Raw genomic sequence first — 15,755 nt, forward strand, 5'->3', positions numbered from 1 at the left:
CATCTCCGGTGCCGCCCGAACCTCGTGTTCCTAATCCGCCCGCACCCACACCTAGCGTGCATGCCACCCGCGCCTCCCGCCCCCGCCAGCCCACCATCAGGCGCTTTCCAGCGCCCTCCCAGGCCGCGCGGTACCCTAGAGATGCCGGGCAAAGCAGCCCGGATCCGAACATAGATCCGAACATAGACGTCCAGGAAGCGATGGTGAGGAACCATGCACACCGAGTCCCCGGGCCTTGACCGCAATGCCCCCACCCCGATTTTTCGGCAGCTCGCCACCTGGATGCGTGAACAAGTAAGCACGGGCGCGTGGCGCCGCGGCGACCAGCTCCCCATGGAAATCACCCTCGCCGAACAGCTCAATGTGGCCCGGGGGACCCTGCGCAAAGCCGTGGACCAGCTCATTGACGAAGGTCTGCTGGTCCGGGTACGCGGGCGCGGCACCTTCATCGCCCACGATATTGTGCGCTCGCCGCTCACCTCCTCCCTCACCACCCTCGCCGAGGAACTCAAGCAGCGCGGCATCGACTACACCACCCGGGTGCTCGCCCAGGAAGTCATCCCCGCCCCGCCGCCGATTGCCGCTGCGCTGGGAATCGATGGCAACATTTTCCACCTGCGCCGCATGCGTGGCGACACCGAAGGCTCCATCACCCTACTCGATAATTGGGTGATCCTCCCCCCGCTCTGCGCGGAACGCGCCGTCCTCGTCAAGCAGGATTACGAGGCGAATTCCCTTTTCGGCACCCTGGAAAACGATCTCGGCATCGCCCTCTCGCACGGCAGCCGCACCATCTCCGCCGTCGGGGCCGACCGCAACCTCGCGCGCATCCTCGCCGTTCCGCACGGCTTCCCACTCATCGACATGAAACAGGTCACCTACGATGCCTCCGACCGCCCGGTAGAAACCTCGCGCATCTGGATCCGCCCGGACCGCCTGCGGATTCACTCCATCGTGCACCGCACCCCGCTTCCCTCCTAAACCTGTCCACTAGCTGTACCTACTTGTATATACTTGTTCACACTGCTACCCTCGCCTTAACGCACGAGTTCAAGGGGGAGCAATGCGAATACTTGTTGTCGGCGGCTACGGCGTCGGCCTGTCATTTTTCACCGAGCGCCCGCCCGCGGACGGAGAAACCGTCTCCGGGGCGCGCTTCAGCCAGGAACACGGCGGCAAAGCATCCAACCAGGCAGTCGGGGTGGCCCGGCTGGGAATCCCGGTTAGCTTACTCACCGCCGTCGGCTCGGATTGGTACGCCCACGCCGCGCGCGAAATGTGGGCGGCCGAGGGCGTGGACGCCTCCGCCGTCGTCACCAAAGAAGGCGTCACCATGGTCGGTGCGATTATCACGGACGCCACCGGAGAAAATCGCATTATCCTCGCCAACGGGGTTTTAGACCAGCTCAGCCCGGCAGATATCGGCGCGCACGCCGCCATATTTGAAAGCGCGGATACCGTCCTTATTTCCTGCGAAATCCCCGCGCCCAGCGTAGCGCGCGCGATCACCTTCGGGCGCGCGGCCGGGGCGCGCGTCATTCTCAACCCGGCCCCGGTGCCGCGCCTGCCCGAACACGTGTTGCGCCAGGTCGACGTCATCACGCCCAACGAAACGGAAGCGCTCGCGCTCTTGCAGATGTTGGGGAACGACGACGCCGCCACCGCGCTCGCGGCCCTCCCGCCGCAAGAAAAAGCCGCCCGCATCGCCCAAGCCCTGGAATGCACCGTGGTGCTCACCCACGGAGCGGAGGGCTGTTACGTATGCGAAAGCGGGGGCCAGCCGCAGAAAATCCCAGCTGAGAAGCCCCGCGCTGTTGTGGATACCACCGGGGCGGGCGATGCCACGAACGCGGCGCTCGCGGCGGCCCTCACCTGCGGGGCAACGCCCGCGGAAGCGGCTCGCTTCGCGAATTGCGCTGGCGCCCTTACCGTAGAAGCGGAAGGAGTGCTGCCGGGTATACCCAGCATTGACGATCTTCACACTCGCTTCGGTGCCGAGCGCTGCGCCGTCGTACTTCCACGTAACTCATAACAATCCGAACGGAAGGATAAATAATGGAAAAACCCACGCGTATCGCGCCGGAAGCTATTACGAATCCGCGCGATTTAGCCCCGTATATTCAACACACACTCATTAAGATCGGAACCACGCGGGCCGAATCGATCCGGCACGCGGAGCAAGCCATCGAATATGGATTCAACGCGGCGATGGTCGCCGGATCCCAGGTGCCCATTACCGCGAAGGTGCTGGAAGGTACCGGGATTGAGGTGGCCTCCGCGCTCGATTTCCCGACCACCGGGGTGATGACCTCGGCCGGGAAAGCCGCGGAAGCCGAAGCGCTGGTCAAGGCCGGCGCCACCCAAATTGATATCGGGGTGCAGATCGGGTGGCTCAAGGACGGCGAATATGACAGGTTCCGCGAGGATATTGCCGGCGTCGTCGCCGCGGGCGTGCCCGTTAAAGTGATGCTCGAACTGCCGCTCCTCACCGAGGCCGAACGCCGCGCCGCGGTGGAACTCTCCGTGGAAGCCGGCGCGAAATACCTCAAAAATGCCTCCTCCGGTTCGGTGGAAAAGGCGAGCGTTGAATCGATTAAGTTCCTGAAAAGCCTGGCGCCCGCGGGCGTTCTCATCAAGGGGTCGGGCGGCATCTCCACCTTTGACCACGCACTATCGTTGATCCGGGCCGGAGCGGCCCTGGTGGGATCCTCGAACTCGGTTGCCATTGTGACCGGGGAAAACGGCCACGAAAGTTACTAGGAGCACTCATGACGAAGGTACCTTTTATCCTCGATACCGATACCGCGCAGGACGATTGCGTGGCGATTCTCTTCGGCCTTCTCGATGAGCGGGCTGATTTGCGGGCCATCACCATGGTGGCCGGAAACGTTGGTTTTGAGCGGCAGATCAAAAATGCGCAGATGACGCTCAACGCTGCCGGTAAGCTCGGCGCGGTCCCCATTCACGTGGGGTGCTCGCAGCCGATGTTGCGCGAATGGGTGTCCGCGGAGGACGTCCACGGTGACGGCACCGGCGGTTTGAGTATTGATTTTACGACGACGCACGTGGAGCACGAGCACGCCGTAGACGCTCTTCTGCGTATTACAGCTGCCCAACCGGGTGAGGTGAGCGTGGTGGCCATCGGGCCACTGACGAATATCGCGACCGCGGTGGTCAAAGACCGCAATTTCGTGAAGAACGTCAAGAGCCTCTACATTATGGGTGGATCCAATAACGGCCGTGGAAATACGATTTCCGCGGCCGAATTTAATTTCTACGTGGATCCGGAGGCCGCTCAGATTGTGTTCACGGCCGGCTTCGAGGATATTCACGTGGTGACCTGGGATCCCATCACCCTGCGTGATGCCACGATCACCCGCGCGGAATACAATGCGCTGGCTGATAAGAACACCACCCTCGCGAAGTTCTTCAAGAAGGTCTGCGATACCACCTTGGACTTCAACGAATCGGTGGGAGTGGATGGCTCCACGCACCCCGATTCCATGACGGTGGCTACCCTCCTGCATCCGGAACTCATCCTCAGCGAAAACCGCTACCGGGTGGATATTGAAACCGGTTCGGAGCTCACCCGCGGGTACTCGGCCATGGCCTGGGAGAAATTCCCACTCCCCGCGAATGCGTACGTGGTGGAAGAAGCCGATAAAAAGGCATTCTTCGCGCGCCTGGATGCTTTGCTCGCGCTGGAAACCACCCCGAATCAGCCCTTCGCGGGCCTCGCGTAGTTCTGCCGGATATCAATTCATCATTTGTGAAGGAGAATTCCATGGCTGAACTTTTGCGGGAACAACCCTCAAAGGAACTCCCCTCCGAATATATTGAGGGGACCACGGTGCGTGCCGCCGGCAACCGTGCGATTAATCCGAAGCTGGTGCTCACCGCACTCATGCTGGTCATCGCGAGTTTCCAGCTCAATGCCACGATGCTGGCGCCGGCTATCGGCGATATGGCCAGCGCCCTTAATACCAATGCCGGGGTGATTGGCTGGAGCTCCACGGTATTCCTCGCGGTGGCCGCGGCGCTCGCGATTTTCTTCCCGCCGCTGGCCGATAAAATCGGGCGGCGCGTGACCCTGCTGATTTCCGTGAGTTTTATGGTGGTGGGAACGGTGCTGGTGCTGGTGACCAGCAGCGTGGCCATGCTCATGGTGGGGCGCTTCCTCCAAGGTTTCTGCGGGGCCACGTTCGCGCTGGGTAACCTCACGCTGCGCGCCATCCTCCACCCGAAGAAATACGGTTTCTATATCGGTTTAGTTGCCGCGATTAATTCCGGGGTGGCCGGGATCGACACCCTGCTGGGCGGGGTGATTGTGGATCACGCCGGCTACAAGGGAATTTTCTGGACGATCCTTGCTCTGGAAGTCCTGGCCCTCATCTGCGTGGTGGCCTGGGTGCCGGAAACGCGCGTTCCGGCGGCCAGCCGCATGGACTGGGGCGGGGCGATGACCCTGACCGGCTCGCTATGGTCGGCGAATATGGCGCTCACCTTCGGCTTCGGTTCGCTGGGCTGGGGGAATACCTGGACCATTGCCGCGATTATCGCGGCGGTGGTGCTGGCGGTAGCCTTCGTGCTGGTGGAGCGCGGGGTGGCGGATCCGCTGGTTCCGCTCAACGAGCTGGTCAAACGCCAAACTTGGGGCGTGACCGGCACAGCCTTCTTCACCCTGGCTTCCGCTTTCTCGGTGCTCATGTACCTTATCCCGGCGGTATCCCAGGACGCGGAGAACGGCCTGGGGATGGGAGGCACGGAATCCGCGCTGCTCTACCTCACGCCGTTCTCACTGCTGGGCTGGCTGCTGGCGCCCTTCGTGGGCAAGTATGCTCCGCGGCTGGGCTACCGCGCGATCCTGCGCGCGGGCCTGCTGGGCAGCATCGTGCTCATCACCGGGGTGGTGGTTTTCGGCTTCGAGAATCGCTGGGTGCTCTTCACCCTGGCCTTCCTCATGGGCGCCACCTATACCGCGATGTCCAATACCACCCTCAATGCCATGGGCGTGCTTTACGCTTCGCCCACTCGGCCGGGGGTGCTCCCGGGCCTGACCTCGGCGGCCTTCAACCTGGGCGCGGGCGTGGGTACCGGGGTGATGGCCTCCTTCGTGGCTCGCAATGCGGTGGCCGGCGATATTACCGCTGGCTATTCCCAGGCGGCCATTGTGGGCTTGGTCTGCGCGGTGATCGCCTTCGCGATTTCCCTGGCGCTACCGGCCCAGGAAACGACCGGAGGTGAGAAGATCTAGGTTGGCTTTTCTCGGGAGCCCGCGGCCCCGCTTTTCTCGGTAGGGTGGAAGCGTTAACACCGCATACAAACGATCCGCACGCAAAGGATAGTTGTGACAACGCAGCACGTTTCCCGGCGCCGGCGCCCGCCGAGTTCGCGCCACTACAGCGCCACCCAATTGCACCATGCCCGCCTGGCGGTGAGCGCGCTCTTCTTCACCAACGGCGCCATTTTCGCCAATATCGTGCCGCGCTTCCCCGAAATCAAGCGAATCCACGAGCTCGACAACGCCGTCTACGGCCTCGCGCTCGCGGCCTTCCCGGCCGGCGGCATCATCGCAGGTGTATTCGCCGCGCCCCTCATCCGCAAATTCGGCTCCGCGCCGGTGGCGGTGGCCGGCACGCTGCTCACCGCACTCGGCCTCATTGTGGCGGGCGTGGGCCCCACGGGAATCTTCTTCGCGGCGGGCATGTTCCTCGGCGGCGCCTGCGATGCCGCCACGGACGTGGGCCAAAACGCGCACGGCCTGCGGGTCCAGCGCCATTACGGGCGCTCAATTATTAACACCTTCCATGCCACCTGGTCCGTGGGCGCGATGAGCGGCGGGCTCATGTCCGCCGCCGCAATCGGAATCGGATTATCGGTGCCCACGCATATGGTGCTGTCCGGAATACTGTGGGCCGCGGTTGCGCTGGTGGCCCGGCGCTTCTGTTTACCCGGGAACGACGCCGCAGACCCCGGGCCAAGCGGCGCTCCCGCAGGTCACGTTGGTGGCGGGGTAGGCGATGCGGGGGAAGTGGCGGCGTCGTCGGCCCTCAATACGGATACGCAAGAAGCTGAGCCCTCGGAGGCTACCGCACCCACCGGGACTTCGGGGCCTCTCACGCTTCGGACCGTGGCGATGCTGGGTGCGCTGGTGCTCATTGCCACGATGGGCGGGCTCATCGAGGATGCCGGGTCGAGTTGGGCGACGCTGTACGTGGGGCAGCTCGGTGCCGCGGGCGGGCTGGCCGCCGCGGGGTATGTGGGGCTGGTCGGCTCGCAGTTTGTGGGGCGGCTGCTGGGCGATGGGCTGGTGGACCGCTTCGGGCGGCGCACCGTGGCCCAGGGCGGGGCGGCGCTCATTACCGCGGGGATGGGGCTGGCGCTGCTGTTCCCGAGCGTGCTGGGCACAATTGCTGGTTTCGCGGTAGCCGGTTTCGGCTCGGCCACGCTGGTGCCGGCCGCGATCCAGCAGGCCGATGAGCTTCCCGGTCTCAAGCCGGGCACGGGCCTGACCGCGATTTCCTGGCTTATGCGCATCGGTTTCCTGGTGTCGCCGCCGATTGTGGGGATGGTGGCCGATACGTTTGGGCTGCGCACCGGCCTGTGCGTGGTGCCTTTCGCCGGCATTACGGTGCTCCTCCTCAGCGGGACGCTGAGCCAGGGCGCGCGGGGTGCTCGGGAATAGCGAGCCGAACCGGGCGCGCGCGATGAGCGCGGGGAGCGGGGTGAGCGCGATAAGCGGCACATCCCCGCGCCGCCCCGGCCCAGCGTCCGGGAGGAAGAAGAGAGTTAATGCTCTCGGATTTCGTACTTTTTAGTACATATCTGTTTTCACATTGAATGCGGATACGACGCGGCGGATTTCGTCATCGCTGAGGCCGGTTCCCTTTCCACCGCTTGCGGCGTTCATGTGTTCGTACATGGCGCCGGTTTCGAGGTATTCGATGGTATCGACCGCGGAAAGGGCGGAGGAATCCGAACGAACCATAATTCCGTGCTTGGCCCACAGCGCGATGCGATGATCACGCAGCCCGATCACATTGTTCTCCATGAGTTCATCGCTACCGGGAACCATGAATTCGAGCACGGCGATCCCTTCCGGAACCTGAACGATGGTTTCCGGCTCCCACCGGAAGATCATGCGATTGAAATCCTTGTTGTTCAGAGTCTCGGGAATATGTGAGAGGGCAACGAGGTACGGAGGCTGCGCGTGCACAATCGCCTGGAAGCTCACGCCGCGCTGAGCCACCTGGTCGTTATGCACCGCAAGATGCGAATTGAATTCGCTCGTGGGGCGCTGATACGCCTTATTTGGATGCGTGTACCAGGTACCGGTTTCGCCGCCTTCGTCCACAATGAAGGCCGAAACATTCTTTTCGGGCGCGTCCGCTACCTCGCGCAAGCGGCATCCCGATCCGGTTACGAACACCGTTCGTCCCGCCAGAGCAGGTACCTTCCAGGGGAGCTTGACGCCGGCTTTTTTCTCCGGGAAAACTGATTCGAGATCGGTATCCCAATCAACGGAAATAGAGATATTTCCGGCGCCGGCTTCCGCGGCATGCAGGTGGTCGAGGCGACGTCCGGTCACTCCCATTTGTTCCAGGAGGGCGTCAACAGTTAATTGAGAAGTCATGGTCTCTCCATCCTTATTCGAAAATTCGACGTCGGGCTTCTTGCCAAACGCTGTGATTGTTCTGGGGTGTATAGCTGGTGAGTTCGGTCGATGCACGTACAACCTCACGCAGCGAGGTAAGTGAATCCGATATCGAACCAGCCGTTCGTGCCTGGAGTAAAAGATTTCCAAGCGCCGTTGCTTCCGTGGGGCCTGCGACGACGGGAAGTCCGCACGCATCGGCAGTTAGCTGACACAGTAATTTGTTCTGAGATCCTCCTCCGACGATATGGATAACATCTATATCCACCTGTGCAAGGCGGGCAGCCTGCTCGATGGTCTGGGCATGTGCAAGAGCCAGGGAATCAATGATGCAACGGGCATATTCCCCAATATCCCGGGGACGCGGTTGCCCGCTCGCTTCAGCAAGGGAATCAATTCGAGCGATCATATCTCCCGGTGTTGCGAAGATCGGGTTATTGACATCGATAACCGTGCGAAGGGACGGTGCTGCGGCCGCAAGGGAAATCACCTGGGAAATCGATAGGCTGGGATCGGTTTCTTTCCATTGGGCCACGCAACCGTTAAAGATCCACATCCCCATAATGTTCTTCAAATAGCGGATGGTCCCATCAACACCGAGTTCATTAGTGAAGTTAGCTTGCCGCGATTCTTCACTCAGGATCGGCGAATCTAATTCGAGCCCGGCCAATGACCACGTCCCACACGAAATAAAAGCGAAGTTCGTGTGGGCGCTAGCGGGCACGGCTGCTACCGCTGAGGCGGTGTCATGGCTACCCACCGCCACCACTGGAGTGGTTTCTCGGTTCTGGGTACGTAGATCGCATATCTCAGGCCGAATAGCGCCAATTCGAGTTCCAGGCTCGATGAGTTCGGGTAGTTTCGCGGAGATATCAATGCCGGATATTTCCTTATATATGCCAGTCATCTCGGGTGACCAGGATCGGGTGCGAGGATTGACGAAGCCCGTTGACGAAGCATTTGTTATCTCCGCATACTTCTTCTCGGTCAGCCAATAATTGACGAGGTCTGGCAGGAGCAGGAGTGATTCTGCTTGTTCCACGGCCGGTCGATAGTCTGCGCTGCGAGCAGCTGCGAGCAATTGGAAAATTGTGTTGATATCAATGTTTTGCAGGCCGTTATGGGTGTAAATATCCGTTGCAGAGTAGCGGGAATACAGTGTTTCGGGAACGCCCTGAGTCCTGCTATCGCGATAGCTAAAGGGGGGACTAATAAGTCCGCCTTCCGCGCCGAGCAGGCCGTAATCAACCGCCCAGCTATCCACGCCAATTGATTCGACAGGAGTGTCGCGTAAATTCTTGAGCGAGGCGCAAATATGCTCCCACACCTGGAGCAGTGGCCAGAAAAGATTATTCTTATCGGTCCCTGGAACACAGATAGGTCCGTTTGGAAATCTAGTGATTTCGCTGGTCGATTTCAGTTTTCCGTCAGCAATGGAGCCGGTCATGACTCTGCCGGAGGAAGCACCTAAATCGATAGCAACAAAAGTTTTCATTACTCACATTCCTCAGTGGAGCTTCGGGCCGGGCCCGTACGAGCTCGGCCCGAAGCTGGTTTGGCGCTCAATAGTTTCAATAATTCAGCGCTGGATGGTTAGTGAGGTCCACAGGGAAGCGGGAGAATTAGGCGCCCCAGCTTGCCTGAGTTCCACCAACCCGTTCCTTCCGAATCTTTTCCAGATAGCCGGATTCCATAAAGGCCCGCATCGGATCCGGATCAATACCTTGGGACTCGCGCAATTCGCCCAGGAGGCCGCGCACATCCGTGTAGAAAGCATCCATAAGAATGTCATTCGCCCCGAGAACATCGCCGGCTACCTGCTTTTTCTTGAGAGCATCGCGATCAACGAGCAGAGCCTTCGCGGTCATTTCCTGCACGTTGGTCACGGAGCGGATTTCAGCCGGGATCTTTTCTTCCAGGTTGTGGCACTGATCGAGCATGAAGTTCACAGGCGACCCTTCATCCAGAGCACCGGCCGCGACGATCTCATTGAGAATGCGGAAAAGCTGGAACGGATCGGCAGCCCCGACGATAAGGTCGTCGTCTGCATAGAACCGAGAATTGAAATCAAATGCACCAAGGCGTCCCACTCGGAGGAGCTGAGCCACGATGAATTCGATATTGGTGCCGGGAGCATGGTGGCCGGTATCCAGAACCACCATGGCGCGTTCGCCCAGCGCTTGGCACTGAACAAGCGACGTTCCCCAGTCCGGAACATCGGTGTGGTAGAAAGCCGGCTCGAAGAACTTGTATTCGAGCACCAGCCGCATATCATCATCGAGTTCCGCGTAAATCTCCGCAAGCGATTCCGCCAGCCGATCCTGACGCTCCCGAATGGAATCTTGACCGGGGTAATTGGTACCATCAGCCAGCCAAATCTTCAGGTCCTTCGATCCGGTTTTGCGCATAATATCGATGCATTGCTTGTGATGATCGATGGCTTTCTGGCGGATCTTCGGGTTCACGTTGCACAAGGAGCCGAACTTGTAATCTTCGTCCTGGAAAACATTCGAGTTAATCGTCCCGATTGTGACGCCAAGATCCTCTGCATGCTTGCGAAGCGCATCGTAATCATCGGTGAGATCCCACGGGATGTGGAGGGAAACTTTCGAGGCGGCGTGAGTGTAGGCATTCACCTGTGCCGCGTCGGATACCTTCTCGAAGGGATCACGTGGAACGCCAGGCGTTGTGAAAACACGGAAACGCGTGCCGGAATTTCCGAAAGCCCACGAGGGGAGTTCAACATCTTGACGTTCGAGGATCTCGCGGTTCTTCGCGCTGAGATCACTGAGTTTCACCATTGTCTGTTCCTTTCTCAATATTTCTTTGCGGTTTTATTTCGACGACGCAGCTGAAACAACTCGCCCGTACCGCTCGATCTCGATGTCCTCGAGCGACTTGCCCTGGGTCTTCGGTGCGCCAAGGGTGCCAACAATGAGCGAAATCGAGAGGAATCCGATAAGGATCAGTCCGTCGATCATGAGTCCGTTCTCCCACTGGAGGATGACCGGGAAGATAAGGGAAATAAGGCCGGATGCGACTCGTACCAGGAAGAAGATGATTCCCTGCGCACCGGCGCGGTACGGAGTGGCGAAGAGTTCCGGTGCCCACACCGAGTAGAAAGCCTGGGCGGAAGGACCAGCCGAAATACCCCAGATGATCGCGTAACCGAAAGCGGTGAAGGCGGAATCGGAAGGACCGAAGATGAGGATCAGCCAGGCAACGATGGCCAGAACAGCACCAATGAAGAAGTGGGTGCGGTAGGGCATCGTGTCCACGAAGTACATGAAGAAGACCGTGCCGATGATGACCACGCCCCACGAGAGCATGGAGAAGAGATTCGAGGCCAGCTGGTCGTAGCCGACGCTATTGAGGATGGTTGGGAGGAAAATACCGTTTTGCGAAGCTGCCTGATTCCAGCAGGTGTAGATAACCGCGAGGAAGATCAAGGCGCGGATATTGCACTTCCAGGAGAACAGTGCCTTGAAGGATTGGAACATCGACGGTGGCTTGGTTTCGGAACCGCCCTTGGCTTGCTGCCAAGCCTCCGATTCTTCCAGATTCCGCCGGATATACCAGGTAATCAGAGCGATAACCACGAGGTGGGCGAAAACGAGTCGGGATCCGAGCAGCCCCAGGGGTGTCACGGCGCTCGCGAGACCGAAACCGATGAACGGTCCGAATGACCAGGCCAATTGGGTTGCCCCAATATGTCTGCCTCTACTCTCGGTTGGTGCAAATTCCGCAATATATGTCCATCCTGCTGGAACTGATGCACCTACCGCGAGTCCAATTATGACGAAGCCTATGAAGAGCATCGGGAGGTTACCGGCGAAAACGACAATGAGTCCACCCAGCGCGTAGACGAGGAGGTCGTAGGTGTAGATAACTTTTCGCCCGTATTTGTCACAGAGCGGTCCGCCAATAAGAGCACCGATGGCGGCACCGAAAGCATTGGAACTGAAAGCAGCGAGCAATCCCGCGATTCGGCCGTTGTCATCAGGGAAGTATGCGGCGCCCCAAAAACCAAGCGAGGTTGCAATCGCAATAATGGACCCTGAGTCGATGTAATTGGACATGGAAACGGCAATTGTTGCCTTCCATCCGGTTAATGGCTTTTTTGACATGTTCTCTCCGTTGAAATCAGATGTCACTGAAGATAGAAATACTGGGACAAGAAGTAGTTCGTGCCGCCGTCGGGCTGTACAAAGTACTGAGCCATTTCGGCCTGCCACTTGGTGTTAATCTCCTCGTTCTCCATGCAGTTCATCGCTTGCCACACGTCATCGGCTTCGAAATAGCCAAAAACGACGGCGGTTTCCGGATCGACGAAGAGTGAGTAGTTCCGCCAGCCGGAACGTGACAAGGCATCGCGCATCTCTTCCCATACATGGCAGTGCGCTTGGAGGTATTCATCCAACTTGTCTTCGCGGACTCGTAAAACAAAGCCACATCTTGAATCAGACTTCTGCGTCGTGTCATTCAAAATCTGGTCAACAGTCGGGGTGCTAACCATAAGTCAACTCCTTCGTTGAAGGATTGAAAGGTTTCAATCCGTAATGAAATACTACGTTTGATACGTTTCAACGTCAAGTGGCAAATGTTGTTTGCTTCTGGGCAAACGCAGCTTGGTTGCTTATTCGCGCGGCTGCGCTACCCAAAGAAAGGGCGCAATAAGGGCGCAGTAACGCCGCTTTCGGATATCAATTGGCGGGCTGGCGTGGAGGCGCCGTCGATTCTCGAACTACCAGCTCAGGAATAAAGGCAATGTCTTGAGCTTCGGCGGGTTGCTCCAGAAGAAGGCGAGCCGCGGTTTCTCCGAGTTGCTCCATCGGCTGCCGAACCGTTGTGAGCGGAGTGATGAGTTCACGGGCAACGTCAATATCGTCAAAGCCAATAATGGACATATCGCGTGGGATAGAAAGATGATGCCGCCTGGCAGCACGCATTGCCCCGATGGCGAGGGAATCGTTGGCACAAAATACGGCGGTAACTTCCGGGTGGGAGGACAGGAGCTTCGTCATGGCGCGTTCACCGCTTGCTGCATCAAAACGCTCGGCGTTGATTTCCACCAAGGTTAGCAGGTCATCGGATTTCATGACGGTCTGGCGCACCCCTATTCTGCGCGCCTGCGCTTGCCGTACTTTAGCCGAACCGTTGATAAAGCCAATGCGGTGGTGGCCGAGGCTGCGAAGATGCTCAATGGCAATTTCAGCTCCCCTGGTGTCGTCAACTGAAACCGCATTCATCCCGTCCTTGAGTGCGGGATGATCAAGCAGAACGAGGGGTATTCTGCGGGTCTCGAGCAGATGCAAGCTTTTTTCGGCACCGGAGGATGGTGTCAGGATAATTCCGCGAACTTCTTGCCCGAGCAAGAGACGAAGCAAGCCAGCCTCGCGGTTAGGATCTCCCCCGGTTGAGCCGATAACGGGAAAACATGATTCTTCTGCTAAACGGGCTTCAATTGCGCTTGCGGCAGCGGCGAAAAATGGATTGGCGACGTCGAGAACTAGGACTCCGACCAATTTGGAATCGACTTTACGTAGGCGGCGCCCCGCTTCGGAAGGGATGAAACCGAGTTTCTCAATAGCTGCTTCGACTTTTTTGCGTGTGTGGTCGGAAACCCGTTCCGGATGATTGAGAACATTGGAGGCAGTTCCTAATGACACCCCGGCTAATTGTGACACCTCGCGGATACTGGGACGTCGAGTCACGTGTCCTCCTCGGAATTGGAACGGTAATATTAGCCATCCTAGGCGAGTTTCTTTACGGGCGGCGCCTTCCACATCACCATGAAACACTTACACGAAAAAGACCTCGCCGCGGCACAACCGCACCCGCGCCTGAGCCGATGTAACCGCCGAGCCTACCGCGAGGAATGGTTCCATCCATTCCTGCCAAAAATCGTGTCGTAGCAGCCCGGTAAACTGATGGCATGAGCGACAACGGAGCCCTAACTCGGCAAGAACCCCGCAGCCGTGCCACCCGCACGTCCCTGATTGCAGCACTTCTGGTGCTTGTACTTGGCGTGGCTGGCGGGCTCTGGTGGTGGTTCAATGGGCGAACTTCCTCAACTCCGGCGGCCGGCCCCTCGGCTACCGCAACGGCATCTGCTGAGGCGGGCGGAGCGGCAGGTGCGGCGTCGTCGCCCACTATCGCGGCGGAAAATAGCCCCGCGCCGGTGCCCGGCCCCACGGATAAAGAAATGCGCAACGGCACGTATATTCTTCCGGATGCGTGTTACACCAAACGCAACCCGCCCGCGCCCGTGACCGTGGCGCACGGGAAGATTCTTCCGGATCGCGAAACGGGGATGCAGCCGGGCACCGTTCACCTCACCGAGCCGCTCGTGCTCGAAGGCGTGGAATATCGCGCGGTCGCGATGTCGTGCGGGGTGGGGGACCCGACCATCGGAGCCATCGGGATTTATGACGCGAACCTCAAGCTTGTTTCCGCCATCGGGAACCGCACCCACGATGCTGGCGAAAACATCCGCGGCACCCACATCACCCAAGATCACGACGGCCTGTGGTCATTCAACGTGAGTTCCATGGAATTTGAGGCAGGCCAGGCGCGCATCACGTACACGTCCTACACGCCCGTCGGCGGCGTAACGCGGGCAATGGAACGCGCGTATCCGCCGCATTCCACCACCGTGAATTTCGTGTGGAACGGCTCCGAATTCGTGCAGACCGGGGAGGTGTCCTTCCAGTTCGAGGGCGGGCATTCGGTGACCGCACCCACAGAAGAACGCGCGCAGGCCGACCGGCAAGTCCTCGCCGCGGCAGGCGCGGAATGGGAAGATCTGCTCCCCGAACTCACCAGCGATCCGCGCCTCGCGGATGAAGAACAACGCACCGCCTCCGCTGCCGCACACCCCGGTTTCCGCGGGTGCAATGCGCGCGAACCGCTGAGCACCACCGTGAGCGGCGGGCACGTGAAAGACACCGGCGGGTACGTGAGAGAAACCGACCGCTTTAGCGGAAAAGTGCCCGGCGAAGGCGATATTGAACCGCGCCCCACCGACATCCTCTGCGTCTTTTCCGCGGACAACCCGGCCGTTGAAAATGGCGTAGCGAACTACACCTACTACCTTGTGTACGACGGCGCAGCTACCGGTACCCCGCCCCTCATCAACGTAGGTGTGCGCCCCTAGGCGCGCTGAGCTCCGGGATTCGCCGGAGGAATTCGGGCGTATCCGTGGCGGCAGGTTTCGCGGGGGCCTAACGGCGGGTTACCACGATATCCGCCGGCCAATCGGCCAGCTCCAGGCGTTGCCCGAAAGCCACGCCACCCGGCTCCAGTAGCGCAGCGTGCTCGGCGCTAAGCTCCACCGGATCAAAACCAATCGCATCAATAAAAGCGGCCACCCGGGAACGCGCGGCGGCGTCCCCCGCAACGGCCACCGTGCGCCGCCCCGGCGCCCCATGCGGGCGGGCCTCCGCGCTCAACTCCGTATACCCCGCATGATTGAGACTTTTGACAATAGCCAGCTCCGGATAACGCGCTTGCAGTGCGGCGGTGGTATGCCGGGTATTCGCGCTGCTAGCTGAGATGCTGTTGTCCGGCGTGCCATCAGTCGCCTCCCAAGCATTCGTCGCATCAACAACAATGCCGCGCACCCCGCTCAAATCAATCGAAGCGAGCGCGGGCTGCGGCAGCGCCAGGATGAGAATATCCGCGGTGCGGGCCAGCTCCTCGAAAGGCACCAGGCGAGCGGTCGGCAGCAAAGTCGGCAAGGTGAGATCGTAGAGCGGATTGCCCGGACGCACGCTCACCGCCAGCGGGAAACCCGCCTCCGCGGCCAAGCGCCCGATAGCAGTGCCGAGCTTGCCCGCTCCCAGCAGGCCAATCAGGTCGCGGTCATTTTGCGCAGTGGTGTTCATGAATAAAGAACGGAAAGCGCGCGGCAAAGTATTCCCGGGCCCGCGCGGCACGCCGTATACCGGCAGCGAAGCACGGCATATGCCGGCAGCGGAGCACATCCCAGATCGCCCGAAAATGAATCGCATTATATCCACGTGAGCGTAGCCTGACCTTCCTATCTTTTCCATAAGACCGGCATGACAATGGGAATAGCAACGTAGCCAATGGAGGGAAT

Annotated in this window: 14 protein-coding genes; 7 read left to right on the forward strand and 7 right to left on the reverse strand. The window is 59.8% G+C overall.

Going from position 1 to position 15,755, the window contains the following annotated elements; translation table 11 throughout:
* Window positions 1-213: 213 nt before the first annotated feature.
* The 6 genes from ACRQEC_RS03395 (at window position 214) to ACRQEC_RS03420 (ending at window position 6,685) form a co-directional block, all read left to right on the forward strand.
* Window positions 214-981 carry a GntR family transcriptional regulator gene (locus ACRQEC_RS03395; RefSeq protein WP_284889874.1) on the forward strand — a complete coding sequence of 256 codons (768 nt, stop codon included), beginning with the start codon at window positions 214-216 and terminating at the stop codon, window positions 979-981.
* Window positions 982-1,063: 82 nt separating this feature from the next.
* Window positions 1,064-2,032 (forward strand): ribokinase, encoded by a 969-nt coding sequence (locus ACRQEC_RS03400; protein WP_284889873.1) that lies wholly within the window; start codon window positions 1,064-1,066, stop codon window positions 2,030-2,032.
* A 23-nt stretch (window positions 2,033-2,055) separates the two neighbouring features.
* Window positions 2,056-2,760 (forward strand): deoxyribose-phosphate aldolase, encoded by a 705-nt coding sequence (gene deoC, locus ACRQEC_RS03405; protein ID WP_284889872.1) that lies wholly within the window; start codon window positions 2,056-2,058, stop codon window positions 2,758-2,760.
* A gap of 8 nt (window positions 2,761-2,768) precedes the next feature.
* The gene (locus ACRQEC_RS03410; protein ID WP_284889871.1) at window positions 2,769-3,743 is read left to right on the forward strand and encodes a nucleoside hydrolase; all 975 of its coding nucleotides are present in this window, start codon (window positions 2,769-2,771) and stop codon (window positions 3,741-3,743) included.
* Window positions 3,744-3,784: 41 nt separating this feature from the next.
* On the forward strand, window positions 3,785-5,254 hold the full coding sequence (locus ACRQEC_RS03415) for an MFS transporter (protein ID WP_284889870.1): 1,470 nt from the start codon (window positions 3,785-3,787) through the stop codon (window positions 5,252-5,254).
* Window positions 5,255-5,347: 93 nt separating this feature from the next.
* Entirely contained in the window at window positions 5,348-6,685 is a 1,338-nt protein-coding gene (locus ACRQEC_RS03420) for an MFS transporter (protein ID WP_284889869.1), read from the forward strand.
* Between the two features lie 129 nt (window positions 6,686-6,814).
* On the opposite strand, the gene ACRQEC_RS03425 is transcribed toward ACRQEC_RS03420, so the two are convergent.
* From ACRQEC_RS03425 to ACRQEC_RS03450, 6 genes are all read right to left on the reverse strand, one after another.
* Window positions 6,815-7,633 (reverse strand): class II aldolase/adducin family protein, encoded by an 819-nt coding sequence (locus tag ACRQEC_RS03425; protein ID WP_284889868.1) that lies wholly within the window; start codon window positions 7,631-7,633, stop codon window positions 6,815-6,817.
* A gap of 13 nt (window positions 7,634-7,646) precedes the next feature.
* Window positions 7,647-9,149 (reverse strand): rhamnulokinase, encoded by a 1,503-nt coding sequence (locus ACRQEC_RS03430; RefSeq protein ID WP_284889867.1) that lies wholly within the window; start codon window positions 9,147-9,149, stop codon window positions 7,647-7,649.
* 127 nt (window positions 9,150-9,276) lie between these two features.
* Window positions 9,277-10,455 (reverse strand): L-rhamnose isomerase, encoded by a 1,179-nt coding sequence (gene rhaI / locus ACRQEC_RS03435; protein WP_284889866.1) that lies wholly within the window; start codon window positions 10,453-10,455, stop codon window positions 9,277-9,279.
* Between the two features lie 33 nt (window positions 10,456-10,488).
* Entirely contained in the window at window positions 10,489-11,781 is a 1,293-nt protein-coding gene (locus ACRQEC_RS03440) for an MFS transporter (protein ID WP_016442072.1), read from the reverse strand.
* Between the two features lie 23 nt (window positions 11,782-11,804).
* Complete coding sequence (locus ACRQEC_RS03445) at window positions 11,805-12,170, reverse strand: L-rhamnose mutarotase (protein WP_016442073.1); 366 nt, start codon at window positions 12,168-12,170, stop codon at window positions 11,805-11,807.
* A gap of 187 nt (window positions 12,171-12,357) precedes the next feature.
* Window positions 12,358-13,368: a LacI family DNA-binding transcriptional regulator gene (locus tag ACRQEC_RS03450; RefSeq protein ID WP_284889865.1), complete on the reverse strand. Its 1,011-nt coding sequence runs from the start codon at window positions 13,366-13,368 to the stop codon at window positions 12,358-12,360.
* Window positions 13,369-13,589: 221 nt separating this feature from the next.
* Between ACRQEC_RS03450 and ACRQEC_RS03455 the strand changes: the two genes are divergently transcribed.
* Window positions 13,590-14,810, forward strand: coding sequence for a hypothetical protein (locus tag ACRQEC_RS03455; RefSeq protein ID WP_284889864.1), 1,221 nt, complete (start codon window positions 13,590-13,592; stop codon window positions 14,808-14,810).
* A gap of 67 nt (window positions 14,811-14,877) precedes the next feature.
* Here ACRQEC_RS03455 and ACRQEC_RS03460 read toward each other — a convergent pair whose 3' ends face one another.
* Window positions 14,878-15,540: an NADPH-dependent F420 reductase gene (locus ACRQEC_RS03460; RefSeq protein WP_284889863.1), complete on the reverse strand. Its 663-nt coding sequence runs from the start codon at window positions 15,538-15,540 to the stop codon at window positions 14,878-14,880.
* Between the last annotated feature and the right edge of the window lie 215 nt (window positions 15,541-15,755).

This window comes from Actinotignum saccati (genome assembly GCF_051265055.1).
Lineage (GTDB): Bacteria > Actinomycetota > Actinomycetes > Actinomycetales > Actinomycetaceae > Actinotignum.

Bases quoted from the DNA above. Each gene is read 5' to 3' on its own strand.
- ACRQEC_RS03395 (WP_284889874.1), top strand. From the start codon at position 214: ATGCACACCGAGTCCCCGGGCCTTGACCGCAATGCCCCCACCCCGATT.
- ACRQEC_RS03400 (WP_284889873.1), top strand. From the start codon at position 1,064: ATGCGAATACTTGTTGTCGGCGGCTACGGCGTCGGCCTGTCATTTTTC.
- deoC (WP_284889872.1), top strand. From the start codon at position 2,056: ATGGAAAAACCCACGCGTATCGCGCCGGAAGCTATTACGAATCCGCGC.
- ACRQEC_RS03410 (WP_284889871.1), top strand. From the start codon at position 2,769: ATGACGAAGGTACCTTTTATCCTCGATACCGATACCGCGCAGGACGAT.
- ACRQEC_RS03415 (WP_284889870.1), top strand. From the start codon at position 3,785: ATGGCTGAACTTTTGCGGGAACAACCCTCAAAGGAACTCCCCTCCGAA.
- ACRQEC_RS03425 (WP_284889868.1), bottom strand. From the start codon at position 7,633: ATGACTTCTCAATTAACTGTTGACGCCCTCCTGGAACAAATGGGAGTG.
- ACRQEC_RS03430 (WP_284889867.1), bottom strand. From the start codon at position 9,149: ATGAAAACTTTTGTTGCTATCGATTTAGGTGCTTCCTCCGGCAGAGTC.
- rhaI (WP_284889866.1), bottom strand. From the start codon at position 10,455: ATGGTGAAACTCAGTGATCTCAGCGCGAAGAACCGCGAGATCCTCGAA.
- ACRQEC_RS03440 (WP_016442072.1), bottom strand. From the start codon at position 11,781: ATGTCAAAAAAGCCATTAACCGGATGGAAGGCAACAATTGCCGTTTCC.
- ACRQEC_RS03445 (WP_016442073.1), bottom strand. From the start codon at position 12,170: ATGGTTAGCACCCCGACTGTTGACCAGATTTTGAATGACACGACGCAG.
- ACRQEC_RS03455 (WP_284889864.1), top strand. From the start codon at position 13,590: ATGAGCGACAACGGAGCCCTAACTCGGCAAGAACCCCGCAGCCGTGCC.
- ACRQEC_RS03460 (WP_284889863.1), bottom strand. From the start codon at position 15,540: ATGAACACCACTGCGCAAAATGACCGCGACCTGATTGGCCTGCTGGGA.